Origin of the sequence: Gilvimarinus agarilyticus, from assembly GCF_000832015.1 — a bacterium.
Taxonomy (GTDB): Bacteria; Pseudomonadota; Gammaproteobacteria; order Pseudomonadales; family Cellvibrionaceae; genus Gilvimarinus; species Gilvimarinus agarilyticus.
The window spans coordinates 1,706,712-1,731,594 of sequence record NZ_JXCJ01000001.1 but is presented as its reverse complement, the minus strand read 5'-3'; the positions used below and the strand labels follow the sequence as shown (position 1 = coordinate 1,731,594).

Here is a 24,883-nt window from a genome sequence, read left to right as displayed (position 1 = left end):
TCCGATTGGTTGGCAGTGTACGCACCGACATAATTTAAGTATATTGGATATAAGTTAACTACTATTTAAGTTTTACTTATGAATATTACCCTTCGACAGATGACTCTCTTTGAGGCGACGGCGCGGCTCGCGAAGCTAAGTCTCGCCGCCGAGGAGCAAGCCATTAGCCAAAGTGCCGCCAGCCAGGCCATTAAGGAAATGGAAAACCAGCTCGAGTACCGGCTGTTTCAACGCCACGGCCGCACGCTAACTCTTAGCCCAGAGGGTGAGGCATTACTGCCCCGCATACGACAGATACTGGAGCTAAGTCGAGGCATCACCCACCGCGACAGACACGCAGTGGCCGGCCACATGACCCTGGCAGCCAGTGTCACCATTGCCAGCTATTTAGCGCCCACGCTAATCGGCCGAATGCAAAGTACTTACCCCGAGACGCGGGTAAAACTCAGTATCGAAAACAGCGAGAGCGTACTCGATAGTGTGGCCAAGGGCCGGGCCCTGCTGGGTATGATCGAAGGACCGGCCACTCACCCAGAGTTAACCATTACGCCCTGGCAAACCGACCAACTGGTGATATTTTGCCCGGCCACACACCCCTTGGCACAAAAGCCCAAGGTTACGTTTAATGCACTGTTGCGAGAGCGCTGGATTGTGCGCGAGACAGGCTCGGGCACTCGCTCAATTTTGGACGCCGAGTTACAGAGATTGGGGGTAAACATCGATATTGCTCAGGCTCTTAACCGACAAGAGGCGATTAAACAGTGCGTACTTGCGGGTTTAGGGATCGGGTGCTTGTCACATTTATCCATTGCGCGAGAACTAGCCAGCGGGGAGCTGGTTGCGCTTAATACGCCGCTTAATCTAAGCCGCCGTTTTAGTTGGGTGGCGGCACCGGAGCGTACCAACCACCCTCTACATCAAGCGTTTATTGCCTTGTGCCAGCAAACCGATGCGCTGGCTAGATCCTAGACACCCTGCTAGTCGTAACGACGTTTATAGAGGGATCTGTTAACCGCACGAGCGGCGTCAACCAGAGGCTTGTAAGGTATATCCGTGACACTAACAAAGCCTACGTTATAATTTTCACCATCGTAGGCACGTCCAGTTAAAGGTGAATCGATGTATTGGAACCAATGCACACCCACAAAGTAAGGGTTGTCGATTACGCTATTAACATACTCTTGGTATTTAACACCACGATCGTATTGAGATTCGGCGTGGATTAAACCTGGGTTAAGTAGGCCCGAATCGAGCGCGCCATTGTGAAATTCGCCAATAATACTTGGCATATCCAGCTCGGCTAAAAAGTCCCAAAACACATCGCTTACGGCCTCGCGGTAATAGTTGTAGCTCATCACATCTACATAGGGCGCAGCCGCTTGACGCACCTCGGGGGTCATTGCCCAATCGGCAAAGCGCGCCCCCAGATACAAATGGTTGGGCATCAACTCGTCCATGGCCGCATCGACAATACGGAAGTATTCTGCGGTATAGAGCTCAAGCATTGCCGCCATGTCTGCAAGCGCCGCATCAGTATAGCGGTTAAGCACAATGCCCTCTTCCAGGATTTTCCAACTCGCCACTTGAGTACCCCAGGCGTTGTTGAGTTCATCAATACTGCCATACTGTTGTTTAAGGTAAGCCGCAAACGCCGCTTTAGTGGGGCTGTCGCTTGCCTTGCGCGTCAGTGTATTTAACACAACGCCATATTGAGACTCTACCGAGCCCATAATGCCCCAGCTTTTCTCGTTATCGATAAACACACCCACGCACCAGGGGCTGTTGGCCACCTCCTCGCTAATTTTTTTCACTGTGGCATAGGCTCGTTCTGTGAAAGCGGGGTCGAACGGATCCGGCAGGGCGCCCCAGTAATCGTTGCCACTGGAAACGGTTTTAAAATCGCCAATGATCCAACCGTTAGCAAAGTAGGGGTAGTTTTTCATCTCGTAAAAAGCGGGGTCTACCCAATTGCCAAATGAGGTAAAGCCCCAGTTTTCCATGCGTTTAACGGTGGTGTCGCGCCATTGCTGCATTAGCGTTGCGGTATCGTGGGTGCGGTATTTTCGAGCCAGATTGGCGCGGTAAAAACTGTAGGTTTCACCGCGCTCCATTGCCCCTGAGTGCACCTCTCTGCGATAACCAAAGTGTTTCCCGAGCGGATCTTGATAATCGGGCAACCAGGTAAACATATCGGCACGCAGCTTGGAGCTAACGTGGCGGCTCGATAATGCCTGATCGGGAACCCGGTTTAACCCTAAAGAGTCTTCCGGGGTAAAGTCATTGCTGCTGCGTTCGTGGATAAGCTTGTGGTCAAAATCGTAACCCGTCATGGTAGACGTATTGGCCATGCGTACATTGGCGATACCGTTGGAGAAAAACAAATAGCCCTCCGGGTCTACCAAGCTCCACTGCCCTTGATACTTTTCAGTGCGATAAAAACCGGTGGCCTCTAACTTAGGTCCGTCGCGCCAGCCGTGATAACGCGAGCGATCGGTCAGCGGGCCGCTTTGTAGCTGTTGCTGTTCGGCGTCCGAGACGCTACGCAGCTGCTCCACTGAATCAATTTTCTGCGCAAAGTCCATTTTGGCATTTTGGCCAAAGGAGTCTACCAGGCTTTTTAGGTAATCATCTTTAAACTCAAGGGGCTCTATTGCTGTTACGTTATCGACAATAAGCGTTTTATCGTGCAGTGCGCCGCGAACATCAAATCGAATAGCGGTAATTGCCGAGGTATCCAGTTGCTTCTCCCCGCCACGCCAGATAAGTGCCTGGTAGGAGTTAACCCAGCTCTCTGGATTGGAGCGAACCCCCGTTTCGACGGCGAGCTCGGGCACGTCAATATCAATCGAATAGCGTTGCTTAGAATTAGCAGGAACCACAACACTGCGCATCTGAAAATCACCACTTTGGTCACTGGTACTCACGTACATACTGACCGACTCGTCGGTTGGGTTTGCAATATCCAGTGTTAATGCAAGTGCTTTAAAATCACTAAAATTCCAAGGTTTATCGGGCTGAATGGTAAAGCCGGCGATATGATTTGATGCAGCGTGAAGATCGATCTGGGCGGCACCCCCGTCAAGATCGGTGTAGCTTACCGAGGCGGACAAAGGGACTATTTGCTTGAGATCGACTTTTTCTGAAAAGTCTATCAACCGTTTCTGTTTGGGCGAATCCTCGCTGACATGGCTACATGCGCTGATTAGCATCGCCGTTAAACAAAAGCTCGCCTTTGCGATTAAACTAGCTCTTTTATTCAGTTTCATAACGTTATTGTCGAATACCTTTTTGAACGTATAGTGGTCATTTAATGCGTCAGGGCATTGGTGCGCATCAGTTTCTTAATATCCTGCTGGGTTAACGCCGTGTCAAAAAGGTAAACCTCATCGACTCCGCCGCGAAAAAAACGATTGGTTCTTTGGCTGTTGTTTGGGTCGTTAAAAGCGATGTTACGCCCCATCATCAAGGGTTTGGATTGCGGGTGGTTGAGCTCGGTAGAAACCCGCGCTATGGACTTCCCATAGCTGCGCTCTAATTCACCATCGATATAAACCAATACATGGGTCGACAAGTCGGCTTTATCGCCGCCAAACAACACAATCGCCACGTGGTGCCACTGATTGTCGCGCAAGTCGGTGGTGCCAACTATTTCCGCTTCATTGGTACCCACCCGGATACGCCCCAGCGGCCCACTGACATCCAGCGGGTTTACAGAAATTTGCCATGCAGAGAGCTTATCGGCCAAGCCCCAACTGAGGATGCCAAACCCCTGGTGAGGGGCAAAGTCTTGAGGCACTTTAACCCAAAAGGCTACTGTGCGCGGTTTATTGCCCCCAATGCCCGGAAACCCGGTAGCCAGCCATTGATCGACCCCGTTAAACCATACAGCCTCACCAAAAGCACCCTCAATTAACGCAGGTGGTGTGTTGTCGCCTTGCAGTGTGCGAGCTTGAGCGGTAAAGCATTGCTGTTCGATACCTGGGCCTGCGCAATCGAACGTCGCGCTATGATCAAGGCCTGCATCGTCAAAAGACCAGTGCAAATACTGCGGCTGTTGATAGCGCCGCCCCGGCAAGGTGCGCATAAAGCGATTGGGTTGACTTTGGATAACCGCCATTTGCTGATTTAAATCAAAGCTTCGGGCATCGTCCTGAAAAAGGTTTTCATACTCTTTCGAGCCCGGCGTCTTCACTTTGACTTCGCCCTCAAGCACATGCACCTGAGAGGCACCGGTGTCGTCCACCGCCACACCAAACTCGGTACCTAAATCGATAATATTGGCGCTCGGGGTGTCCACCGCAAAGCCGGTCGCCTCGGGCGGCACCCTGGCAACCAAAGCGCCTTCATTCAGCACGAGGCGATCAGCGTTTTCAAACATAAGCCGCGCCGGCGACTCCAGCAGCAGTACCACGCCGTTAGTCAGTGTGATTTCGGCGTAGCCGGTGTCTAGATAAAACTCGCCCGCAAGAATACTCTGGCCCGGCGTGTAACCCACCCCGGTGCCCGCCAATTTGCTGATACTGCCCACGCTGGCGGGTGTGGTTAAGGTATAAAAAACTGCTACCACACAGGCCAACAAGCAAGCGCAAGCGGTTGCCCACCAACCGTAACGGCGTCGAGAGGCATCGGTAGGCCCGGCCTGCACTGTCTGTAATACGGCCGCGGTAAAAGCATCGCCCGAACTCGCTTGATGGGAATAAGCCAGTAAGCGGTGCATATCCCGCTGCTGCGCGAGTTGCGCTTTAAACTCTGCATCGTTTTGCACCCGCTCAATAAGCGCTTGCCGGGCATTTTTATCGCCGGCCAGGTAGCGTTCTATCAGCTGTGAATCGGTCGGGCTTATCATGGTGTCAGTGACCTCGGTTAATACAGTCGCGCAGCTTTTTTCGGTAGCGGTTTAGTCGCATTGTGAGCGTCGAGTGCGCCACGCCCATAACCTCACGCAATTCTTGCAAGCTATACCCCTCGCGGTAATAAAGCCTGAGTGTTTTTTGCGCTGAGTGATCCAGTTTAAGCAAGCATTGCCGCAGCAGGCTTAGCTCGGTTTCTTGTTCGTCTGGGTGCTGTTGCTCTTGTTCATCCAGCAGCTGCGCCAGTAAATCGGGCTCGGTGGGTGCCAGCCTGGCCTGTTTGCGGTGGTGATTACGCAACAGATTTTGCGCAATAGACAACAACCAGCCACTAAACGCGGCGTCATCCTGCAAAGTTGTCAGTTTTTGCCAGGCCAGTACAAAGCTTTCCTGGGCTAAGTCATCTACATCGGCGCTGTAATCTGTGCGTTTAGCTAAATAACTGCGCACCAGGCTTTGCTGCTGGCTAACCAAGTATTCAAATGCCTTGATATCGCCACCACGGGCACGCGCCACCCAGCGGGAAATCCGTAGGGCATCGGTGGCAATGTGGTCCGTGGCAAGCTTCATTATTTAGCCTGTGTTGACTGGTCACTGTGAATATAAACTTCAAACAGCCCCGCCGGCACCTCGCGTGAGGGGTGTTCAAGCTCCAATGTCAAGGTTCGGGTAGTCACCGGTTGCTCAAAACGCACAAGGTTAACGCTTTGGTGATTGTCCAGGCACTGGTAAAGCACCCGGCCTTGATCGTCCAGCAACCGATACTGACGCACGCAGAAAGGCATGTGGTTTTCTGGGTGCTCCATTAATACCGTTTCGAGCGCGTGGTCGTAATCGCAATCAAAAAACAGTCGCACGGTTTGAATACTTACCGGGTCATGCCAGCGCCAATGCACCTGAGGCTTAACATCATCAGGTGATGCCACCCAGGCATTGCTACCGAGCCAAGGCCGGGTAAAGCCGTTGCTGAGATTCTTAGGATGGTATAACTCCAGCGGCTGAGAAAAATGTAACGCCAGATTTTTACCGCCTGGGCGGCGCTCGGGTGTCCAGATTTCAAATTCGTCGATACCGCTACCAGCGGGTGCCTCTTGTTTGCCGGTGTTAGAAACCGCTTTATGCTCTTTATGCATGACCGTGGCCAAGCCCGTTAAGCGCTGGTCGGTGGTGGCCAGTTGCACCTTGTCATTGGCGATAAAGCAAATAAAACCATACTGCCGAGTCGGCGCGGTGACATCAAACGCAAGAGTGATCTCTTGCTCGCCCGCCGCTAACGACAAGGTTTGGCTGGCGAGTGTAATTTCTGGTGTATAATTCTGCGCTTTTTCACTAACGCGCAACTGCACGGTAAGCTCGGTGGCAGCTTCGGCTTTAACCCGTAACCGAACTTCCGGGAACTCGCATTCAGTCAGCGGCAGCATTTGTGCCAGCGATTGACTAAGTGAGGCCCAGCCCGTCGCCGTGCCCAATGTTAGCCCCTCGAAAGTGCTACTGGTATTGACCTCGGCACGACGGCTAAGGCAATGCTCTTTATTAAGCGCCATACCGGGCAGGCCGTGGCCGGTAAGGTTTAGGCGTTGTTGCAAATGCGCCATGGCATCCGGCGCAAGTAACGCTTTAGGATCACATTGGTTCGCCACACTTATGGCGGCCGCCTGCCCCATCGCCTGTCCACCGTGGGCACAGGTAATCATCACCCGGGTTGAGCCAAAAGCGATATGGCTGGCGCTGATGATACGCCCGGCTAGCAACAGGTTGTCGATATCACGGCTTAAAAAGCTGCGATACGGAATTTGATAAACGCCTTTGGCGTGGTACTGCGAGCAGGGCGGCTTATCGCTGTAAACACCCTCGGCCGGGTGCAAATCAATAGCCCAGCCACCGAATGATATAATGTCGTCAAACTCGCGCTGCTCGACAATATCCTGTTGCGTCAACATATACTCGCCTTCAAAGCGGCGGCTTTCGCGTTTTCCGGGAATGGTACCCACCCACTCGAGGGTTAAGTTTTCTACATCCTCATAACGGCCACTGTTTTTAATATAGTCCCAAATGCCATAGACAATTTTCCAAAGCTCCCACTTAATGTCTTCTGTCTCGTAAATGGTGTCTTTGATGCCGCCGTACTCGAGCCACCAGAATTTGCAGCCAGAGTCGCCGCTTTGAATATTTTTACTGCGCGGCAAGGCACCAATTTCCTCTTGAGTATAGGCAAAATCGGGCGCTTGGTACTGCACCGGGTGGTTCATTCGTTTGCTGTAAAAAAACAGCGAATGGCCCAGTAACTCGCGGTTGGCCTCGGATGGGGCCATACCCTCACCGAACTCATCGCGCGCTTCGGCGCCGATGCGAAAGCTCGCCCCGGCGTTAAACGCCAGCAGGCCATCGCCGGTGGCGTCGATAAACACCGGTGCCGCTAGCCGGTAATGAATACTGTTCTGACTGCAAAAACCATCGCAAGATTCAATACGGCGCGACCCACTTTTGTTGACTTGATACACCGCGGTATTGAGCAGCAAAGTGATGTTCGGTTCGGCGACCACTTTGTCCAACAATACAGCGTCAAAAATCAGCGGGTTGCCCATCGGATTGCGATAGGTATTTTCTAACATGACTTCATCAATTAACCCGCCCTCGCGGGAATAGCGATTGTTGTTGCCCATATGCGAGGTTGCCCCCAGGGCCCACAAACGCACCTCACTGGAGGCATTACCCCCCAGCACTGGGCGATCTTGTACCAAAATCACACGGGAACCCGCGCGCGCCGCGCTGATGGCAGCGCACACACCGGCCAGGCCACCGCCGGCAACCACTACATCGGTGCTCAAGTCGGTGCGTTTATTAGCTCGCGGTTGCGAGCTGAATTGTTCACGAATCATAGCTCTAAACTCATTTGTCATTAGCAAGTGCATGCTGCCTTGCTTGTTTAGCTCGCGCCTGTTTTACCTCGGCAGGCAAGCCCTGTGAAAAACATACATCGGGGTGCCATTTAATTTCAGTATTGTTGGCAATGGTGGAGCGCGGCATCTGGTTGCGTAAATCACAGTCAAACCGCCCTAAAAAGCTGAATTTAGTATCGCACTTATCGTGATCGCAAAAATGCGATAGCCCCCAGGTAAAGCCCTGCCCTTCACCTTCGCTGTGAAAAATATCGGGAATATAGGGCCCTGCGCCCACCGGCATCAGCGCGGTGACCGCAGCAATATCAAAGTTAATACCGTCGGTGGAGTACTGAATGGTGTTGCTTTCGATACCATTGCGAATAGCAAAAGCGGCAACCCCTTTACCAAAACGGAATACCGTCGTCTCGTGGCAGGAATTTAACACCGGGTTGAGCGGGTGTTTCACAAAGGGGCCCAGTGGGTCGTCGGCAATGGCCACACCATTGCCCACCAAATAGTCCGGCCGATCGCCAAAAGCGGCCTTGTAGTAAATATAAATTTTATCATCGATGACAATCGGATAGGGACCGTGAATAGAATATTGATCCCACTCGCCAGGCGCACCGTTGGGAATAACCGCATCGCCACAAGGCGTCCATGGGCCATCGGGCGAATCGGCGACCGATACACTCACCGGGCAATGATCGCCTTTTAAACCACTGGGTTCTTCAAACGCCTGATAATACAAATAATACCTGCCCTTCCAAACCAGAATATCGGGCGTAGCCACCGAGCGCCAACCCAGCTTGGGTTTATCGGGTCGCCCTACGGCTAAGTCTTGCTCTTGCCAGTGAAAACCATCCTCGGAAGTGGCGTACCATATGTCGCTTAAATCCCAATCCATGGAGGGAATTTCATCAGTGCAAGCTTGTGCACCGCGCGGTGGTGAAACAGTATCTCTTTTGGTATACCAGATATAATATTTGCCGTTCTCGCAGACTATTTTAGAGGGGTCACGCCGCGAGATCCGGCCATCCTCTGCCCCGTAATCAAAGCCGGTGATACGTGTGTACTTAAAGCTTGTGAACAATGGATTATCTTCCGGGCGCGGAGTTATATAGTTGCTGTACAACCGCTCCATCGCCTTGCTTAAGGGCCGATCGGGCCGGGTGGCCGGAATATCCCAGGGGAATGCCCCCTGTTCCGCTTTTTGCTCGGTATTACTCATCACTTACTCCAAACGTTTTTTGGCTGTCGCGGACGAAAATACATCGCCGCACCCAGCACCATAATTAAACCCGCAATCAGTGCCACTAACATGGCACTCGCCTCGGCGATAACGGACAGCGCCAACATAATCACCCCAATGGCAAAGATACCGGCGGCGATCACCCGCAGGCCGTGACTATTGTCGGCCTGATGCTGAGCCTGCGAAACACTGGCGGCGGCGTTATGTTTCGCCTGCTCCAGCGCTTTGTACTCTTGGTACCGGGGCGCCTCACGGCGACGGCACCTTGCAATCAACTCGCTGATGCTAAGCAACACTACCGGCAAGCCAATACCCAGCAGGGTTTCTTGTTCGCGATTAAGGCTGATACCCCAAAGTGCCGGCACCAAAAATTTAAACACGGCGTTTACCGCCAAGGTGAAAAGTGACACGCTTAATAACATCGCCCCGGTTTGATACTTTGAAAACAGTGCCCATACAGGCGGCAAAAACAGTGCACCACCGGTCATAGCGGCGATGGTGAATACAAATGACACGATACCTCCCATCTTGGGAATAAACAGTGCCACCGCAATAGTCACTAAACCCAAGGCTATCGTGGCTAAGCGCCCTACCCTCACCAGCGACCGATCACTGGCGGCGGGTCTGATATTTTTATAAATATCATTGGCAATAACTCCTGAGAACAAGTTGATAGCCGTGTTAACCGAGCTGGATGTGGCAAAGATCATGGCACCGAGCATTAAGCCCAGCATGCCTACCGGAAGTATTTCTTTACTGATCAGAAGATAAGCGCCCTCGTCGGCCAAACCGGCTAAATCCGGGTTAAGTATCCGATACACCATAGGCGGTAACATCCAGATAAGGGGGCTAATAAAATACAAACCGCCAAACAACAGCCCTACTTTTTTAGCATCGGCCGGTGTAGCCACCGAGGTATAGCGTTGAACGTAAGGCCAGTTGCCGGCAATAAAAAACAGATTGTACAAACCAAACACTACAATAAACGTCCAGCTATAATCACCGCTGACCGGCGCAAATAGTTCGGGCGGAGCTTGGGCAAAAAAGCCACTAATACCCCCGACCCGATCGAGCGCCAGCGGCACCACGATAATCACCGCCGCGGTTAACACCACAAACTGCAAAATATCGGTGACAATCACCGCCCACAGCCCACCAACTGCTGTATAGGCCAGAATCATCAGCCCCAAAATGGCAATGCTCACTACCAGGGGGATACCGGTACTCACCTCGACAATTTTGGCAACGGGGTATAAAAATGCACCGGTGGAAAAACTGCCTATCAGCAACAAAATATAGGTGTAGGTTTTTTGTACCCGCGCGCCCAAACGATCGCGGATATACTCTGATGCCGTTAGGGCTTTGGTACGGTTCCAGCGCGGTGCGACATACAAACCCACTAGGATGCCCGCAATCGCCATGGTCCACTGAATGGTAATGGCGACAAAACCCTGGCTATAGGCAATAGAACCCCAGGTAACAAACGTGCCCGACGAAAAAAAGCTCATAAACAGCGATAACCCGCTCATCCACCAAGGCAAAGCGCCACCGGCGGCGTAAAAGCTGTTCATGCTTTTACCCGAGCGCGAAAAGCTCAGCCCACAAGTCAGCACCAGTAAAGTGAAGACTAAAATAACGACACTATCGATTATATTCATACACGCGGTTTTCTATTGTTATGGTCAAATAGGGTGCGGCACTTTCTACCGCACCTATCGTTTACGGCTTGGTGTAGTAGCGCACCCAATCCACCTTCATGCTGGTGCCATCAATGGCATCGGTTACCGGGCCTGCGATATCCGCCTTTAGAATTGCCAGACTGAATAAGATGGTGGTATCGCTGAAGCAAACATCGTTGCGCATCTGGTGATAGAGCTCGCCGTCTAAGTAAAAACGGAAGTAGTCTTCATCCCATTCAAGGCCGTAGGTATGCCACTGTGTGGAATAGTCGGCGACTTGGGCCGCATCGTATTGCGCCACCTTCACCCAATTATCACCATCGTGATACTCGATAACATAGTCACTTATCAGGTTGCGGTATTTGCCTTTAGCAGCCCCAAACTCTTGCAGCCATCCGTTGCTAAACTCAATGCCCGCCACCTGCTGGGGTTTATCCCATTCCAGCTCAAGCCATTTTTCACCGTGTTTTCCAGACACCCAACGGGTATCCGCCCTGCCGTCAATGGCAAAGCTTTCTTTCGAGGGAAGCTTAGAAAAAACACCATTGGTGGAGATGCTGGCAGCTGTTGCGATATTTTCACTACTGCCGTCGAGCACCCGAAACTCGGCGATATGAATAGAGGCTGGGTTATTGGAGCGCAAACGAACTTTTCGCGTGAATACTGGTTTATCCAGCGTTAGCCCGTTCTCGGGATCGCCGTGTAAGGTGTGGTGCAGTTGATTATCTGAATGAGCCACACGTCCGTTGGGCAAAGTGTACTTGTCGGTCCAGTTGTGAACATTGGTGTTGATAATATTGGGGTAATGGCCTTCGTTAATATCGATTTCACAGGCCTTTTCACCCTCCGACGTGCCTTGCTTGGGCCACAGCCAGAACGAATTGTTGGTGCCATAAGCACCGGCGTACTTCATGCGGGCCTCGTAGTAACCGTAACCAAAGGTGCGCTTGCTCCAGACATTGCCGGTGGTCCAATCCTGCCCTCCACGGGACTCTTTTTCTGCTTTAAGCAGCAGCACGCCATCATCAACCACCGCGTTATCGCGCCAGCGGCTGCTTAGCACCCACTCATTTTCGGTGGGGCCGTTCTGGCTAATCCAGTTATCTTCTAACGCTTCGTTTTCATAATCAAATTCGTCACTCCAGCTCAGTGTCCACTGGCTAAAATCGACATCACCATTCGCATTTGAGTAATTACATACCCCTAAAGCGGCGATGATAAAACTACAACTTCTAATAGCTCGAAAAATATTATTCATGCATTAAGCCATTCAATATTTAAACTTAAAAAGGCCTTCTCGAATACAAGCAAAAGCGAAAAGGCCAAAGATTTCACTCCATCAACAATTATAGAGAGTAACGGAACGATACCCCGTAAGACGGGCCATAGTGCACGATACTTCTCGTCGCTTCAGGAATGGTGTTATACAGTCTCTGATAAGTGTCAAGAAGATTAGTGACTTCAAAGTTTACGCTCATTCGGTCATTAAAATCCCAGCTAGCGGTTAGCGACAAGTCCTCATAGGTATCTTGATAAATGCCCGAACCACTAAAACCTAACCTGTCTAAAAACTCATCGCGCCAATTGTAGGCAAGGCGTACACCTGCCGGGCCTTTTTCCCAAAATGCCACGAAATTAATATTATTTTCAGACAACCCTGGCTGGGTCAGCTTTTTACCCGATGGGTCTTCAAAAGGTGTCGTACTGTCGATATACGAATAGGTGGCCATAACACCGAGACCATCAAAGGGAGAGGGAAGCATTGAGTAGGACTGCTGGTATAAAAGCTCTATTCCGCCAATCGACCCGCCATCACCATTAATAGCTCTTGAGATGAGACCCTGATTAGTCCCATCATCGGGGTTTACAAAGTTAGGAATTGTTTCTCTAGTCGTTTGTTGAACCACAAACGATTTAATATCCTTTGCGAAGTAGCCCAGAGAAAGCATGCCTTCGTCTCCAAAATAATACTCAATAGAAACGTCCAGCTGATCTGCCTCAAAGGGTTTTAATTCTGGGGATCCTCCAGTACCGTTGCCACTGCCATAAATAGTCAGGTCATTTTTTAAGTCATTGGTGTTTGGGTAAGCGAGCACGCGCGCCGCACCAGCTCGCAGCACGACACTATCTGAAAGATCGGCTCTTATCACAGCAGAGGGAAGAAGATCATCATCACTGATCTCTGTCACTATCGGAGCGGGCGGTTCACCCTCCAACCGTAGAGTTCCGGTCGAAGTCAGGTCCCTAGAAAGGTTTCGAACCCCGATATTCCCCGATACAGGGACGCCACCTAACTCTGAGTAAAAATTTAACTTACCGTAAAACGCAAGAAAGTCTTCTTCCACAGTGTTGATTTGCGCAGAGTGGGTATCACACCCTAAACCTGGGTTATTACCCTTTGAATACGCCTCAGTCTGAGCTGGATCGGGATGATTTCGGTAGAACGACTCCATGACTGTGCACCCGCCTGCTTTCAGTACTTCCGAGGCAGACAAGTAGGACCGGGGCAGATCAGGTGCTTGCCCTGAAAGAAAGTCAGGACTGGACCAAACGGTAGTAAACTCCCCTAATTGATCCGCTGGAGTCACGGGTCGTAAATCGACTTGATCACTGCTGAACTGTGTTTCGAGCGACGACCAGCGAGCTCCATACTCTAAGCTCAAAGCGCTTGACAGCTCGTGATCGAAATCTAAGCGAAATGCTGTTTGATCCGTCTCCTCCTTAGAGGCACTATCATAGAGAATAGCTAAATGCAGATCTTGTGGACTGTTGAGCGTTGCACTGTCAAAACTGTAGGAGGGGATCTTAGGCCGAAAATCATAAGGCGTTGGGGTGGCGTTATTAGCCTGAAACCGGATAAAGCTCTGATGCGACTTGCTTTCGGAGTTATTAAACGACAGCTCGGAGCTCATTTCAATAGCTTCGCTCATCACCCAATCGAAGTTCAAGGCCTGAGTGACAACATCGTTTGAAAAATTGCCATATTCCACGTTAGTTTGAATGGGCCGGTGCACCACACCTTTATACACGACCTCTTGCTCTGACAAGGCCACATCAGTATGTGCCCCAAACCCAGAGAATACACCCAACCAATGCCGATCACGCTCGGAATCTATGCGCGAGCCGAGTACATCATATGTCAGCTCCATGCTGTCACTTGGCTGCCACTGAGCAATAAAGTTGTAGCCCGTCCGATCACGGTGATCCTCAATCTGCCAGAACCTTGGGTCTTGGTGGTATATACCCAGCACGCCGTCCCCGTTCGGATCTGGATCGATCAACTCTCCATTAGTATCCGTAACGGCATTGTACGCCGACTCATCTTCAAAGCTCAGACCATTAGATAAACGAGTATAACCAGAAAACGTATTGAAGCCGTCTTCACGGATGGCGTTCTCGCCATAGGAGCCACTAAACTGAAGGCCAAGAGTGTTATCCAAAAACGTGTTGGAGACCAAAAGTGAGCCTTTACCTTTTGTCTCTCCTGCCAACTCCCGATGCTGTGCAGAAATGGTACCCGAGGCAACCAAACCATCACTGTCCAAAGGTTTGGCAGTCACAATATTAACGATGCCACCAACGGCCCCTTCAATATCATCAGCTGCGGTAAGCTTTGTGACCGTCAAGCGAGATACTAATTCTGAAGGAACAAGGGACAACAAACCGTAGGAGGACGTTTCAAGAGTATCGGGGCCCTGGCCACCGCGACCACCGGCATCATAGACTTCTCTGCCATTTACCAATACAACATTATTTCGCAACCCTCTAATAGAAATAGACGAGCCCTCACCGATACCGCGATCAACCTGAACACCGGAGACCCGCTGAAGTGATTCGGCAATATTAGAGTCTGGTAATTTACCAATATCTTCCGCGACAATCGCATCAACCACCTGCGCCGATTCTCGTTTGATATCCTTAGCCTTTTCGAGACTCTGCCGAACCCCTGTTATTACAACTTCTTCTATCGCAGAACTACTACTGGGCGAACTGGTTTGACCTATAGCAGGCATAGCAATCAAACCAGCCAATAATGTTACCTGAGTTCCTAGCGCAGCCATCATTTTGGCGGTAGCCGGATTTCTTTTTAGTCGCATCTGTGACCTCCTAAACGTTTTTATTTTTTATCTTACTTGTAGCAGGCTTCCACCCACTCTCATATAAGTGTTTAGACTGTGCTTTTTTGACACATTTGGTTTCGCAAGCTGTTGAAATTAGTATAAGTTGAGCTACCCATGGTATTCATGGTTCACTGCTACCAGGGCGGCTTTCCGGGAAGTTTTTTGCTCTTGTACAATCTGTGTACACGCCTCTGGCGCCAGGGCGTAGATGAGCGCCATAAGCAGGTGGCGGGAAGCCTTGCCTAAACGAATGTAGGGGCGCCCTTATAAATTATTGATTTATTCATTGCCTAGCCCTCTTATTGACTAGCCCTCTTATTGTGTATTGTTTACTATATACTATCAGTAGAGCACGTTGGTTACCTAGCAGCAGACGCTCAACAATACCGACTGAGGTAGACGAAACTCTCGTTTGTGTTGGTTTGAGAGTTTTTCATAACCGAGAGAGAACAATTAAACTAATTGTGGGCAATATCATGCTAAGAAAACTGCTATTTATAACAATCATACTTGCGACTCAATTAACGGTATCCACCGTCCAGGCCTTTGAGGTTTACCGAGAATTAGATAGCCAATTACCTCCGGCTAACATCGCAGTTAGTAATGATSGCCGAGTTTTTATGAGCACTCACCTGGCATACAACCCAAAACCGAAAATGGTAGAGCTATTACCGGATGGATCCTACGAGCGCTACCCAAACACAACCTTCACCCCTGCCCTCAACGGCGTATTGGGAACGATCGTCGACAGTCATGATATTTTATGGTTTCTCGATACCATCTGGGGAGAGGAGGCCCGGGGCCGAGTGATTGGGTGGGATATCAATAAAAATGAACTACACCGGATTTATTATGTATCCCGCCCCGTGGTTCATGACGCCTACATATTAAATGACATGGCGGTTGATCGTAAAAACAACGCCATGTATATAACCGATACCGCAGGAAGTTCCACCTCAGCCTTACTGGTTCTGGATCTTACCACCGGGTCAATCAGACGTGTTCTCGAGGGCTCCTTCGCCACCGTTCCCGAGGATATCGACCTCGTGATAGACGAAACCGTTATTACTATGCAAGGAAATCCCGCTAGAGTTGGTGTCAACCCAATTACCATTGATGTGGATAATCAATGGGTATATTTTGCACCCATGAGTAGCAAAACACTTTATAGGGTGAAGACTAAGGATTTAAACAAYCCCAATTTAACAAACTCAGAGCTAGAATCTCGGGTAGAGCGATACGCCAGCAAACCCAAAAGCGACGGCATCACCATCGACGCTGAAAACAATGTGTATGTATCAGACTTAGAAAACAAAGCCATTGGTGTCATTACCAATGACCGTCAATATAAAATACTGCACCAAGATGATCAGAAACTCAGHTGGGTGGAAGGTTTCGCTAATGCAGGTGGAAACAGCATCCTTGCAACATCTAATAAGCTTCATTTATCACCCGCTTTTAACMATATAAAGCCAACACCAAACAATTTTTACATTTTAAAATTTGACTCGGTGGCTCCGGCAACGACTGGGCGATAGCTTTCACACAGTCTTACAATAAAATAGTTTAGCTTATCGCTAAGTTGGACTACTAACCAACTTAGCAAGCACCACTTCGAAGCCGTCACTATCCACGAGCCAGGCGTGAGGCGTACTGGCATCAAAGGTAATAAAACTACCAGCGGTGCAGTCCATCCCATCGGTAATATCGTCGGGCTCGCTGCCGGCTATTAAGGTCGCACTCCCATGCACGACATAGGCTAGCCAAGCATCTTCTGAGGTATGCATGGAAAAAAACTCAGCGTCGGGCTCGGCGCGCAGCACCAGTAGGCTGACCCCACTATCGTCCAGCGTTTGCACTGTCCAGCCTGCAACACCAATCTCTACAGTCTCGGGCTCACCCGCTCGAGTGAGGATACTGCCTGTAGCCGCTAGAGACATAAGTACATGAAAAGACATCGGACACCTTAATCGAGTTAGTAGTGAGAGCCCCGTCGCACCGCGACGGGGCAGTGGATTTATTCCATTTCCCACATGTCAGGCCAGTAGCGATACACACTGTGGCCACACTTTTCTAACCGCGCGGTCGCTTCGGCCAAGTATTTAAGGCTTTGAGCCTTGGCTGCCGCCTGATCACCCACCAGCAAGGTGTAGTGGTTATCGGCAAGGGTTTTACCCGAGGCATCACTAAGCGATATTTCTACCTCAAAAGTGCCCTCGGCGTTATCCGGCAGCAGCCAGGCGATATCCACATAGTGAGCGGAACTGTCAGTCGCCACATTCACGGCCTGGCTACCAGCAACACCGGTTTCATTACCCTGATAGAGCACTCGCCAGCTGAGCGTTACGCCTTCAAAACTATGCTGGTAATCGTTCACCACCCACAAGCCCGCATTAAACTCGCTACCCGCATTCCAGCGGCGCTTGTCAAACTGCAAACTTGGTAACAACGGTTGGTAGGTGCGTTTCAACCACTCAAAGGAGCGTTTTTTCTCACCGTAGTAGTCAATAATGCCCCATTTAATATCGGGCACATGAGTCATAAAGTGGCACAAAGCAACACCACTCATTTTGGGCTTGCGACGGCGGTAGGTTTCTAGCGCAAACTGAATGACCGTGCCCTGAGCAATTTGTGTCGCCTCGACAAACTCTTCCAGCGAATCCATTTTGTAGTCGCCAAAGACTTCAAAATTAAGATTTTTAAGAATGTCGATATCGGCCCAGTGGTACGCCCAGCTGGGGCCCATGGGCCATAGCTCATCGCTGGGGATAAACTTTTTCAGGCTTTCAATATTAGGCGCAGAGGCCGCCGTTAGCTCCGGGATAATGGCGCAGTCGAGCGAGGGGTAGTACTCCTCCATAAACTCGGCGCCGCCCTGGTAGTAGTGCTCGTTGGCGTGAATACTCTCATGAGGTTTAAAGCCCATGTTCTGCGCAGATGCAGAACTTAGCGGCGATGCCAAGCCATAGGGGATGTTCGTGTGCTCAGCCACCGCATCGCCAATCACCTCCATCAGTTGCTTATTGCCACTTTCCTCGTGAGCACCAGAAAAGAACACCTCTTCGCCGCCCATCCAAAAGATATTGGAGGCGTGGTTGCGACGCTGTTTAACCGTCTCGATACACTCGTGCAACACGCCATCGACAAACGCTTTATCACTTGGGTAGGCCTGCGTAGCCAGAGTAAAGTTAGTCCACACGGTAATACCCATCTCATCGCACAGACGATAAAAATCGGGAATTTCCGGCGGGTGCCAGCCAAAAATACGTAAGTTATTAATGTTGGCCTCGCGCACCATTGCTACGCGATCTTCGTACTTTTTAAGGGTGTTGCGACCGTACAAAAACGACGGTTGCCCGCCCCAACAGGCCGAGCGCAAAAAGTGCCGCTTGCCGTTGATAAAAAATGTCCAGGGGTACTCATTGTCATCACGGGTATAGCCTGGGTTAAAGTCCATGGTGACTTGACGCAGACCGATCACCTCGGAGGTGGCGTCCAGCTCTTTGCCGCCTTGCTGCAGAGCGACATCCAGCTGATACAAATTCTGCTCGCCCATATCCCAGGGCCACCAGAGCTTAGCGTCGTCGACCTTAAGGGTTGTGCTAACGCTGTTTTCGCCGGGCGCGACGGTAACGCTTTGGCTAAAGCTCTGCGCCGCGCCGTCGCAGTTTTTACCCGCTAAAGTACCCACAAGTTCCACGGTTTGATCGGTATCAGTGTGGTTAATAATCTGCGCGCTCAGCTCTACTTGCGCTTGGTTGTCACCCTGCACGGTAACATCGGTACGCAAGTTATCGATGCGCACTTGCTCGGTGGCCTCGACCCGTACCGGGCGCCAAATGCCAAACGGCACCAACCCTGAAAAGTAATCACCTGAGAAGTTGACTTTTTTACCCCCGCAATTGCGATAGTTCTTGGGCGGAGGATCCAGCTTGATCATCAACATGTTGGAGCCGTCGCGCCAATCGGCAAAGCTGACAGCATCGGTAATATCAAACTCGAACTCCGAGAACATGCCTTCGTGACGACCTAAAAAGTGGCCGTTTAACCACACGCTGCAGCTGTAATCCACACCTTCAAAAATCAGGCGAATTTTTTTGCCTTGCATGTCGTCAGGTAGCGCAAAGCGGCGGCTGTACCACCATTCATATTCGGCCACCCACTTGGCACGGTGCATATTGCGGCCAAAGTAAGGATCGGCAATTTCGTTGGCGCGGTGCAAATCGGTATAGACATCGCCCGGCACATTGGCAAAGTTCCAGCTAAAGTGAGTACCCTGATACTCGGCGGGCAATAAGTGCAGCCCTTCTTTTTCGCCCTGGCCCGGGCGCATGCGCTCCATCTGCCAGCGAAAGCCGCTTAAATCCAGGTTAATGCGTGACATAGTGACCTCAGTTAATCGTAGTTAAAATAAACGGCGCGTTTTTGCAGGTAGTTTTCGATACCGTAAACGCCGTCTTCACCGCCGGTGCCGCTGCGCTTATGGCCCGAGTGGTAACCCTGGATGTAACCGACAATTTGACGGTTCACAAACACGGTGCCCACCTCCATGTGATTAATCGCGTGCATGACGGTGGGGATGTCTTTGCTGAAAATATACGCCGAGAGCCCTTCTTCTCGACTATTGCTGATCTGCAGCGCCTCCTGGTAGCCCTTGACCGAGATGATCGGCAATACGGGACCAAAAATTTCATCTTCTGCCAGCGGCATATCGGCGCTGACGTTGCTCAGCACCGTGGGCTCATACCAAAAACCTTTTTCAAAAGCTTTACCCGCAGGGCGTTTGCCACCTACTTCAATTTTGGCACCCATGGCGACACTGTCGTTCACCATCGCCTCTACCCGACTAATACTCTCGCCTGTCACACTGGGGCCCATGTTGACGTCGGTCGCCGGATCGCCGTAGGTGAGTTTTTTAACCCGCTCGACCACGCGACGAGTAAACTCTTGGGCAATACTCTCCTGCACCAGCACCAGCTCAGCACAGATGCACACCTGCCCACAGTTAGCGTAGCGCGAGATCACAGCTGCCTCGACGGCGCGATCTAAATCGGCATCTTCCAGCACAATAAAGGTGGCTTTGCCGCCCAGCTCCAATACCAAACCTGAAACGTTGTCGGCCGACGATTTATAAATGGCTTGCCCTGCCCGCGTGCTACCGGTAAGCGATACCAATCGGGTTAACGGGTTGGACACCAAATACGAGCTAACAGCGATACCGGCACCGCTCACCAGATTAATTACCCCCGGCGGAAAACCTACTTCATCCACCACTTTGCAAAACTCCGAGGCGGTTACCGGAGTTGCCTCGTGGGCTTTAAGGACCATGGTATTGCCGGTTACCAACGCTGGGCCAACTTTGCGCCCAATCAGTGCCAGAGGAAAGTTATAGGCGCACAGACCGAGGGTAACGCCGTAGGGCACCTTTTGAATCCACAGCTGTTCGTTGGGGTTGTCTGAGGGAAAAATATTGCCTTCGATACGGCGCGCCGCCTCGGCAGCGTAGGTAATATAGTTAAGTGTATCGTCAAACTCGCCATAGGCCTCGGGCAAGGTTTTACCCTGCTCAATCACCAACAGCTTGGCAAAATGATCGCGCTTTTCTTTTAGTGCATCCACCAACTTAAATAAGTAGTGCGCCCGCTGAATTGGCGGCAACGCTTGCCAGGCAGGCTGCGCCTCGCGCGCGCTTTGCAGGGCTTTTTCGGCATCGGCATCGGTGCAATCGGGCACAGTGGCCCACGGCTGCTCGTTAGCGGGGTTGACCACCTCAAAGGTTGCACCATTGCTGGCATTTACCCATTGGCCGTGAATGTAGCAGGGGTAATGTGTCAGTGATGTTGCCATTATTATGTCCTCACATCGGTTAGGCGCTGGTTAGCGGCCGGTGAATATTGCATCGCGCTTTTCAATAAAGGCATTAAACCCTTCGGCGGCATCCTCGGTGTCGTACAAGGTATCGCACAGCCTTTTCTCAAGGGCCAGGCCGTTCTCTAAACTCATTTGTACACCGCCGCGCACCGCGTGCTTGGTTGCTGCCAACGCTAACGCCGGGCCTTTTGCCACGCGCTGCGCGTACTCGCGTGCTTGCGGCAATAGCTCATCGACATTCATTAAGCGATTCACCAACCCAAACTCAAACGCCTCCTGAGTTGAAAAGGTATCGCCGGTGGCTAACAGCTCTAAAGCTTTGCTCATGCCTACTAAGCGCGCCAAACGCTGGCTACCACCATTGCCGGGAATAAGCCCCAGCTTGATTTCGGGCAGCCCCCACAGATAACCACCGTGAGCCGCGAAGCGTAAGTCGCAGGCCATTGCCAGCTCCAGCCCGCCGCCCAATATGTGACCGCTAATACAGGCGATAAACAGTTTATCGCTGGCCTCCATTTGCGCGGTGTTGGCGCGCGCCTGGCCCACCAGCTGATGGTTTTGCTCGGTGGTGTTTTGCGCAAACGCTTTAATGTCGGCGCCGGCGCAAAAAAACTTATCGCTGGTGCTTGTTAACAGCACCACACTCGCCTCTTGCTCGGCGTCTATCTCGTCCAGCTTTTGCGTCAGGGTTTGCATAAACTCCAGGTTGTAGGCATTGGCCGGGGGGCGGTTAAACGTTAGCTCTAACACACGGCCATTTTTTGTCAGATTAATCATGATGTATCCGTTCTGGTTTAATGCCGGTAAATTCAGCCCGTAGCGCACTATTGTGTTGCCCTAACGTCGGGCCGCCTTCCGGCTGGGTCAGTAACTGATCGTCAAGGCGAATAGGACAGCGAGTAGTTAAGTAGCGCCCGCCAAAAGAGGTGACCTCTTGCACCATATCCAGTACGGCAAACCCCTCATGGGCTATAAGCTGCTGCCAGTTAAACACCTCGGCGCACCAAATATCGGCCGGCTCTAAAATACTTAACCAATGAGCGGTACATTGGTTTTGTAAGTGCTCGGCCAAAATCGCCTTAATGGCGTCGCGCTCGGCGTACCAGCGCCCGGCATCGGTAAACGCCAGCAGCGGTTGGCAATTTAATAACTCACCTAAAAACGGTATCGAACCCATCGCCAGCGCCAGGTATCCGTCTTGGGTTTTATATAAACCGTAGGGCGCACCGACTAAGGCGTGGGCGGCATTCTTACGGCCGCGATCGACCGGCTCACCATCGTGGTAATAAAGCGTGAGCGGTTCAAACTGAAAATCCAGCGCTGCCTCTAACATACTCACTTGTACCAAAGCGCCTTCGCCTGCGTAGAGCGCTGCTAACACGCCTTGCACCAATTGCGCACCGGCCAGGTTATCGACAATAGCGAGCCCCATGGGCACCGGCCCCGAGCTTTCATCGCCACTTAATCCGGCCAGCCCCGACAGCGCTTGCAGCAGTAAGTCCTGCCCTGGTCGATCGCGCCAGGGCCCCTCGTGACCATAGCCGGTAATCTCGCCGTAAATGGCATTCGGGTTGATGGCTTTAACATCGGCCACACCCAAGCCTAAACGCTCCATAACGCCGGGGCGAAAATTGTGCAACACAATATCAGCGTGGGGCAGTATGGCTTTCACCTGGGCAAAGTCGTCCGGCTCTTTTAAGTCGAGCGCCAGGCTTTCTTTAGCGCGGTTAATGCCTTGGTAAAAACCCGACTGCCCGGCAATGTTTAAATGCGAGGCGTAGATGCTCCGGCATAAATCGCCCTTGTATTTGTGCTCAACCTTTATCACCCGTGCACCCAAATCGCTCAAGCGCAAGCTGGCCGAGGGGCCCGACAAAAACTGGGTAAAATCCAGTACGGTAATATCCTGCAGGGGTTTAATCACAGCGCAAACTCCTGTTGAATCCGCTCATTATCGGCGCCCACGTTCGGCGCCGCTTTATCGCTGTAAATGCGCTCGCCGTTGTAGCGAATGGGGCAACGCGTGGTTGTTAGACTGGCACCATTGCGTTGTAAGGTTTGCTCCATACCCAGCAGTTGGTACGCCTCATGGTGCGTTAGAGCCTCGTAATCGAGCACCTCAGAGCACCAATACCTGCCCTGCTCCAGCATTTGCAACCACTCGCCACTGGTGCGGTTTTTTAAGTGTTTTTGCAAGGTGGCCTTAATCTTATCGCGCTCAAAAAACTGCGCATCGACACCGTAAAAACCCTCTAACCCTGAAAGCCCAATCGCATCGCAAAGGGTTTTTAACTCTCCCATGGATATAGCAATGTGGCCATTGGCGGTGGCGTAAATACCGTAGGGCGCGCCCACGTACGGGTGGCCGTTGGCAATTTGGCTGCGCTCGGGTAATTCGTTATCGGAGTTTAAATAGGCGGTTAAGCCTTCAAACTGAAAATCCAAAATAGATTCCAGCAAGCTGACATTGACTTTAGCCCCTACCCCAAAGCGCTTTTTACGCACCAGTGCCGCAAGTAAACCCTGAGCCAAATGAGTACCACAGAGCATATCGGCCACGGCGATACCAAACGGCGTGGGCGGCTGATCACCGTTACCGGTCACCCAGGCCAGGCCCGACACGGATTGCGCCAGCAAATCCTGACCAGGTTTGTCTTTCCAGGGGCCGGTATCTCCATAGCCACTCACCTCACCGTAAATAAGCTCGGGGTTTACGGCTTTTACCGATTTATAGTCCAGCCCTAAACGCTGCATAATGCCGGGGCGAAAGTTATGGGTAATCACGTCCGCCTGAGCGATCAGCTTTTTTACCGTGGCAACATCAGCCGGATCTTTAAGATTGGCCGCAAAGCTTTCTTTATTGCGGTTGATGGTATGAAACAACACACTGTCGCCATCGGCCCACAAATTTTTAGTGGCCAGCTGACGGCAAGCATCACCCTTACCGGGGCGCTCGATTTTAATAACGCGCGCCCCCAAATCAGCCAAACGCAAGCCCGCATAAGGGCCGGCTAAATACTGGCTAAATTCGAGCACGGTTACACCGGCTAACGGTAAACTCATGGGTTCTGGCTCTTAGATTGCATGTAAAGTTGGTTGAGCTTAGTCAGTAATTGTTTTTCGTCGCCGCCATTCATCAGGTACTCGCGAATCGGTGCACCCGAGTTATCCTGAAAAAACATATGACCGTGATAGCGCGGCCGTAAAAAGGCGCGGTCCAACGCCGGCAGTGTGTCTTTAAAATAGTTGTCGGTGGTGCTATTGGGGTAATCCGCGAGCCAGGCTTTGCGGTGACCGGGCTGACCGCCGAACGCCACAAACTGGCCCGACTGCATGGCTTCATTGGCAACAAACTGGGCATAACGCGCAGCGATTTCTTTATTGGGCGAGCTACCCGAAATAGCCAGACCAGTACCACCTAGGGTGGTGCGGCAGCGGTCGGTACCAGGCAAACTCACCATATCGCCAAACTTAAGCAAACCCTTGGCATAGCCGGGCTTGGCATAATTAGAGTAACCATAGGCAAAGGGGCAGTAAGCGTAGTCATCGATGCTGCTCATCGCCTCATAGATTTGGATGGGGTTCCAATCAAAACACTCACGCGGCAAGAGCACCGACAGCTCGCGCAACATCTGTAACGCTTTAATCCCCATCGCTTCACTAACAACCTCATCTTCGCGCACGCAGGGATCTTCACCCATGGTCGAGCAGAGCATGTAAAAGTTCATTAGGGTGTCTTGCGGAATCGACGGCACCAACACTTTGCCGCGCTTGGCCAACGCCAATAATTCATCCCAGGTATCGGGTACTTTTTCCCCTAACTCGGCGAGCAGATCCATACGGGCCGACGCTACGGGTGTAGCAGCATCGATAGCCAGTGCCCACTGCTTACCATCAAAGCTATAGCTCTCGTGAGAGTGCCCTACGCTGTTGGCTTTTTGATCAGCCATAAAATCGGCCGGCAGCCAATCATCCAGCGCGACGGTTACCCCGGTGCGCGCGGCAAAGCCCGACCAGGGGTGATCGATCACCAGCAAGTCGTAGTGTTTGGCCAACTGATCGATAGGCTCGTCGGCAAAGGCCTGCAACGAGCGCTTATCCCAGCTGATGCGCACACCCGGATTCAGCTCCTCAAAGCGCTGAGCAGTGGCCGCCATAGGCACAAAGCCACGCGTGTGGTTCCAGGTAATACCTTTTAATTCAATGATCGATGAACTCATAAAAACACCTA

17 protein-coding genes are annotated in these 24,883 nt (G+C 51.5%); 2 read left to right on the top strand and 15 right to left on the bottom strand.

The genetic code is table 11. The features are described 5' to 3' along the window. The first annotated feature begins 78 nt into the window (after nt 1–78). Nucleotides 79–969: a LysR family transcriptional regulator gene (locus SD69_RS07445; protein WP_041522712.1), complete on the top strand. Its 891-nt coding sequence runs from the start codon at nt 79–81 to the stop codon at nt 967–969. A gap of 8 nt (nt 970–977) precedes the next feature. On the opposite strand, the gene SD69_RS07440 is transcribed toward SD69_RS07445, so the two are convergent. The 8 genes from SD69_RS07440 to SD69_RS07405 all read right to left on the bottom strand — a co-directional run bounded on the left by SD69_RS07440 (nt 978) and on the right by SD69_RS07405 (nt 14,757). After that, nucleotides 978–3,266, bottom strand: coding sequence for a beta-galactosidase (locus SD69_RS07440; protein WP_052480967.1), 2,289 nt, complete (start codon nt 3,264–3,266; stop codon nt 978–980). A gap of 41 nt (nt 3,267–3,307) precedes the next feature. After that, nucleotides 3,308–4,846, bottom strand: a complete 1,539-nt coding sequence (locus tag SD69_RS07435) for a LamG-like jellyroll fold domain-containing protein (RefSeq protein ID WP_041522711.1) — start codon at nt 4,844–4,846, stop codon at nt 3,308–3,310. Nucleotides 4,847–4,850: 4 nt separating this feature from the next. Then, nucleotides 4,851–5,420, bottom strand: a complete 570-nt coding sequence (locus tag SD69_RS07430; protein ID WP_041522710.1) for an RNA polymerase sigma factor — start codon at nt 5,418–5,420, stop codon at nt 4,851–4,853. Continuing rightward, complete coding sequence (locus SD69_RS07425; protein WP_041524552.1) at nt 5,420–7,729, bottom strand: FAD-dependent oxidoreductase; 2,310 nt, start codon at nt 7,727–7,729, stop codon at nt 5,420–5,422. Before SD69_RS07425 ends, SD69_RS07430 begins: the two co-directional genes overlap by 1 nt. 10 nt (nt 7,730–7,739) lie before the next feature. Next, on the bottom strand, nt 7,740–8,960 hold the full coding sequence (locus SD69_RS07420; RefSeq protein WP_041522709.1) for a glycoside hydrolase family 117 protein: 1,221 nt from the start codon (nt 8,958–8,960) through the stop codon (nt 7,740–7,742). Beyond that, nucleotides 8,960–10,639 (bottom strand): sodium:solute symporter family protein, encoded by a 1,680-nt coding sequence (locus tag SD69_RS07415; protein WP_041522708.1) that lies wholly within the window; start codon nt 10,637–10,639, stop codon nt 8,960–8,962. The genes SD69_RS07420 and SD69_RS07415 overlap by 1 nt, the downstream gene beginning before the upstream one ends. Nucleotides 10,640–10,700: 61 nt before the next feature. Continuing rightward, nucleotides 10,701–11,918 carry a family 16 glycosylhydrolase gene (locus SD69_RS07410; protein ID WP_157471629.1) on the bottom strand — a complete coding sequence of 406 codons (1,218 nt, stop codon included), beginning with the start codon at nt 11,916–11,918 and terminating at the stop codon, nt 10,701–10,703. A gap of 88 nt (nt 11,919–12,006) precedes the next feature. After that, on the bottom strand, nt 12,007–14,757 hold the full coding sequence (locus SD69_RS07405) for a TonB-dependent receptor (RefSeq protein ID WP_041522707.1): 2,751 nt from the start codon (nt 14,755–14,757) through the stop codon (nt 12,007–12,009). Between the two features lie 644 nt (nt 14,758–15,401). On the opposite strand from SD69_RS07405, the gene SD69_RS07400 reads away from it, so the two are divergent. Beyond that, nucleotides 15,402–16,319, top strand: coding sequence for an L-dopachrome tautomerase-related protein (locus SD69_RS07400; RefSeq protein ID WP_052480966.1), 918 nt, complete (start codon nt 15,402–15,404; stop codon nt 16,317–16,319). Between the two features lie 39 nt (nt 16,320–16,358). Here the strand turns inward: SD69_RS07400 and SD69_RS07395 are convergent, their stop codons facing one another. The 7 genes from SD69_RS07395 to SD69_RS07365 are packed head-to-tail and all read right to left on the bottom strand — an operon-like array spanning nt 16,359 to nt 24,872. Continuing rightward, nucleotides 16,359–16,739: a hypothetical protein gene (locus SD69_RS07395; RefSeq protein ID WP_041522706.1), complete on the bottom strand. Its 381-nt coding sequence runs from the start codon at nt 16,737–16,739 to the stop codon at nt 16,359–16,361. A gap of 59 nt (nt 16,740–16,798) precedes the next feature. After that, a complete protein-coding gene (locus tag SD69_RS07390; protein ID WP_041522705.1) occupies nt 16,799–19,165 on the bottom strand; it encodes a glycoside hydrolase family 2 protein in 2,367 nt (788 codons plus the stop codon). An 11-nt stretch (nt 19,166–19,176) separates the two neighbouring features. Then, complete coding sequence (locus tag SD69_RS07385; RefSeq protein ID WP_041522704.1) at nt 19,177–20,628, bottom strand: aldehyde dehydrogenase family protein; 1,452 nt, start codon at nt 20,626–20,628, stop codon at nt 19,177–19,179. A gap of 30 nt (nt 20,629–20,658) precedes the next feature. Beyond that, a complete protein-coding gene (locus tag SD69_RS07380) occupies nt 20,659–21,429 on the bottom strand; it encodes an enoyl-CoA hydratase/isomerase family protein (RefSeq protein WP_041522703.1) in 771 nt (256 codons plus the stop codon). Further along, nucleotides 21,422–22,576: a CaiB/BaiF CoA transferase family protein gene (locus SD69_RS07375; RefSeq protein WP_084591509.1), complete on the bottom strand. Its 1,155-nt coding sequence runs from the start codon at nt 22,574–22,576 to the stop codon at nt 21,422–21,424. The genes SD69_RS07380 and SD69_RS07375 overlap by 8 nt, the downstream gene beginning before the upstream one ends. Further along, nucleotides 22,573–23,715: a CaiB/BaiF CoA transferase family protein gene (locus SD69_RS07370; RefSeq protein WP_041522702.1), complete on the bottom strand. Its 1,143-nt coding sequence runs from the start codon at nt 23,713–23,715 to the stop codon at nt 22,573–22,575. Before SD69_RS07370 ends, SD69_RS07375 begins: the two co-directional genes overlap by 4 nt. After that, nucleotides 23,712–24,872, bottom strand: a complete 1,161-nt coding sequence (locus SD69_RS07365) for an ABC transporter substrate-binding protein (protein WP_041522701.1) — start codon at nt 24,870–24,872, stop codon at nt 23,712–23,714. The genes SD69_RS07370 and SD69_RS07365 overlap by 4 nt, the downstream gene beginning before the upstream one ends. Between the last annotated feature and the right edge of the window lie 11 nt (nt 24,873–24,883).

What these genes read in the sequence shown, in the direction of transcription:
- SD69_RS07425 (WP_041524552.1), bottom strand. Translation starts at nt 7,729, where the DNA reads ATGATTCGTGAACAATTCAGCTCGCAACCGCGAGCTAATAAACGCACC.
- SD69_RS07395 (WP_041522706.1), bottom strand. Translation starts at nt 16,739, where the DNA reads ATGTCTTTTCATGTACTTATGTCTCTAGCGGCTACAGGCAGTATCCTC.
- SD69_RS07370 (WP_041522702.1), bottom strand. Translation starts at nt 23,715, where the DNA reads ATGAGTTTACCGTTAGCCGGTGTAACCGTGCTCGAATTTAGCCAGTAT.
- SD69_RS07405 (WP_041522707.1), bottom strand. Translation starts at nt 14,757, where the DNA reads ATGCGACTAAAAAGAAATCCGGCTACCGCCAAAATGATGGCTGCGCTA.
- SD69_RS07385 (WP_041522704.1), bottom strand. Translation starts at nt 20,628, where the DNA reads ATGGCAACATCACTGACACATTACCCCTGCTACATTCACGGCCAATGG.
- SD69_RS07430 (WP_041522710.1), bottom strand. Translation starts at nt 5,420, where the DNA reads ATGAAGCTTGCCACGGACCACATTGCCACCGATGCCCTACGGATTTCC.
- SD69_RS07420 (WP_041522709.1), bottom strand. Translation starts at nt 8,960, where the DNA reads ATGAGTAATACCGAGCAAAAAGCGGAACAGGGGGCATTCCCCTGGGAT.
- SD69_RS07380 (WP_041522703.1), bottom strand. Translation starts at nt 21,429, where the DNA reads ATGATTAATCTGACAAAAAATGGCCGTGTGTTAGAGCTAACGTTTAAC.
- SD69_RS07445 (WP_041522712.1), top strand. Translation starts at nt 79, where the DNA reads ATGAATATTACCCTTCGACAGATGACTCTCTTTGAGGCGACGGCGCGG.
- SD69_RS07365 (WP_041522701.1), bottom strand. Translation starts at nt 24,872, where the DNA reads ATGAGTTCATCGATCATTGAATTAAAAGGTATTACCTGGAACCACACG.
- SD69_RS07410 (WP_157471629.1), bottom strand. Translation starts at nt 11,918, where the DNA reads ATGAATAATATTTTTCGAGCTATTAGAAGTTGTAGTTTTATCATCGCC.
- SD69_RS07390 (WP_041522705.1), bottom strand. Translation starts at nt 19,165, where the DNA reads ATGTCACGCATTAACCTGGATTTAAGCGGCTTTCGCTGGCAGATGGAG.
- SD69_RS07415 (WP_041522708.1), bottom strand. Translation starts at nt 10,639, where the DNA reads ATGAATATAATCGATAGTGTCGTTATTTTAGTCTTCACTTTACTGGTG.
- SD69_RS07440 (WP_052480967.1), bottom strand. Translation starts at nt 3,266, where the DNA reads ATGAAACTGAATAAAAGAGCTAGTTTAATCGCAAAGGCGAGCTTTTGT.
- SD69_RS07435 (WP_041522711.1), bottom strand. Translation starts at nt 4,846, where the DNA reads ATGATAAGCCCGACCGATTCACAGCTGATAGAACGCTACCTGGCCGGC.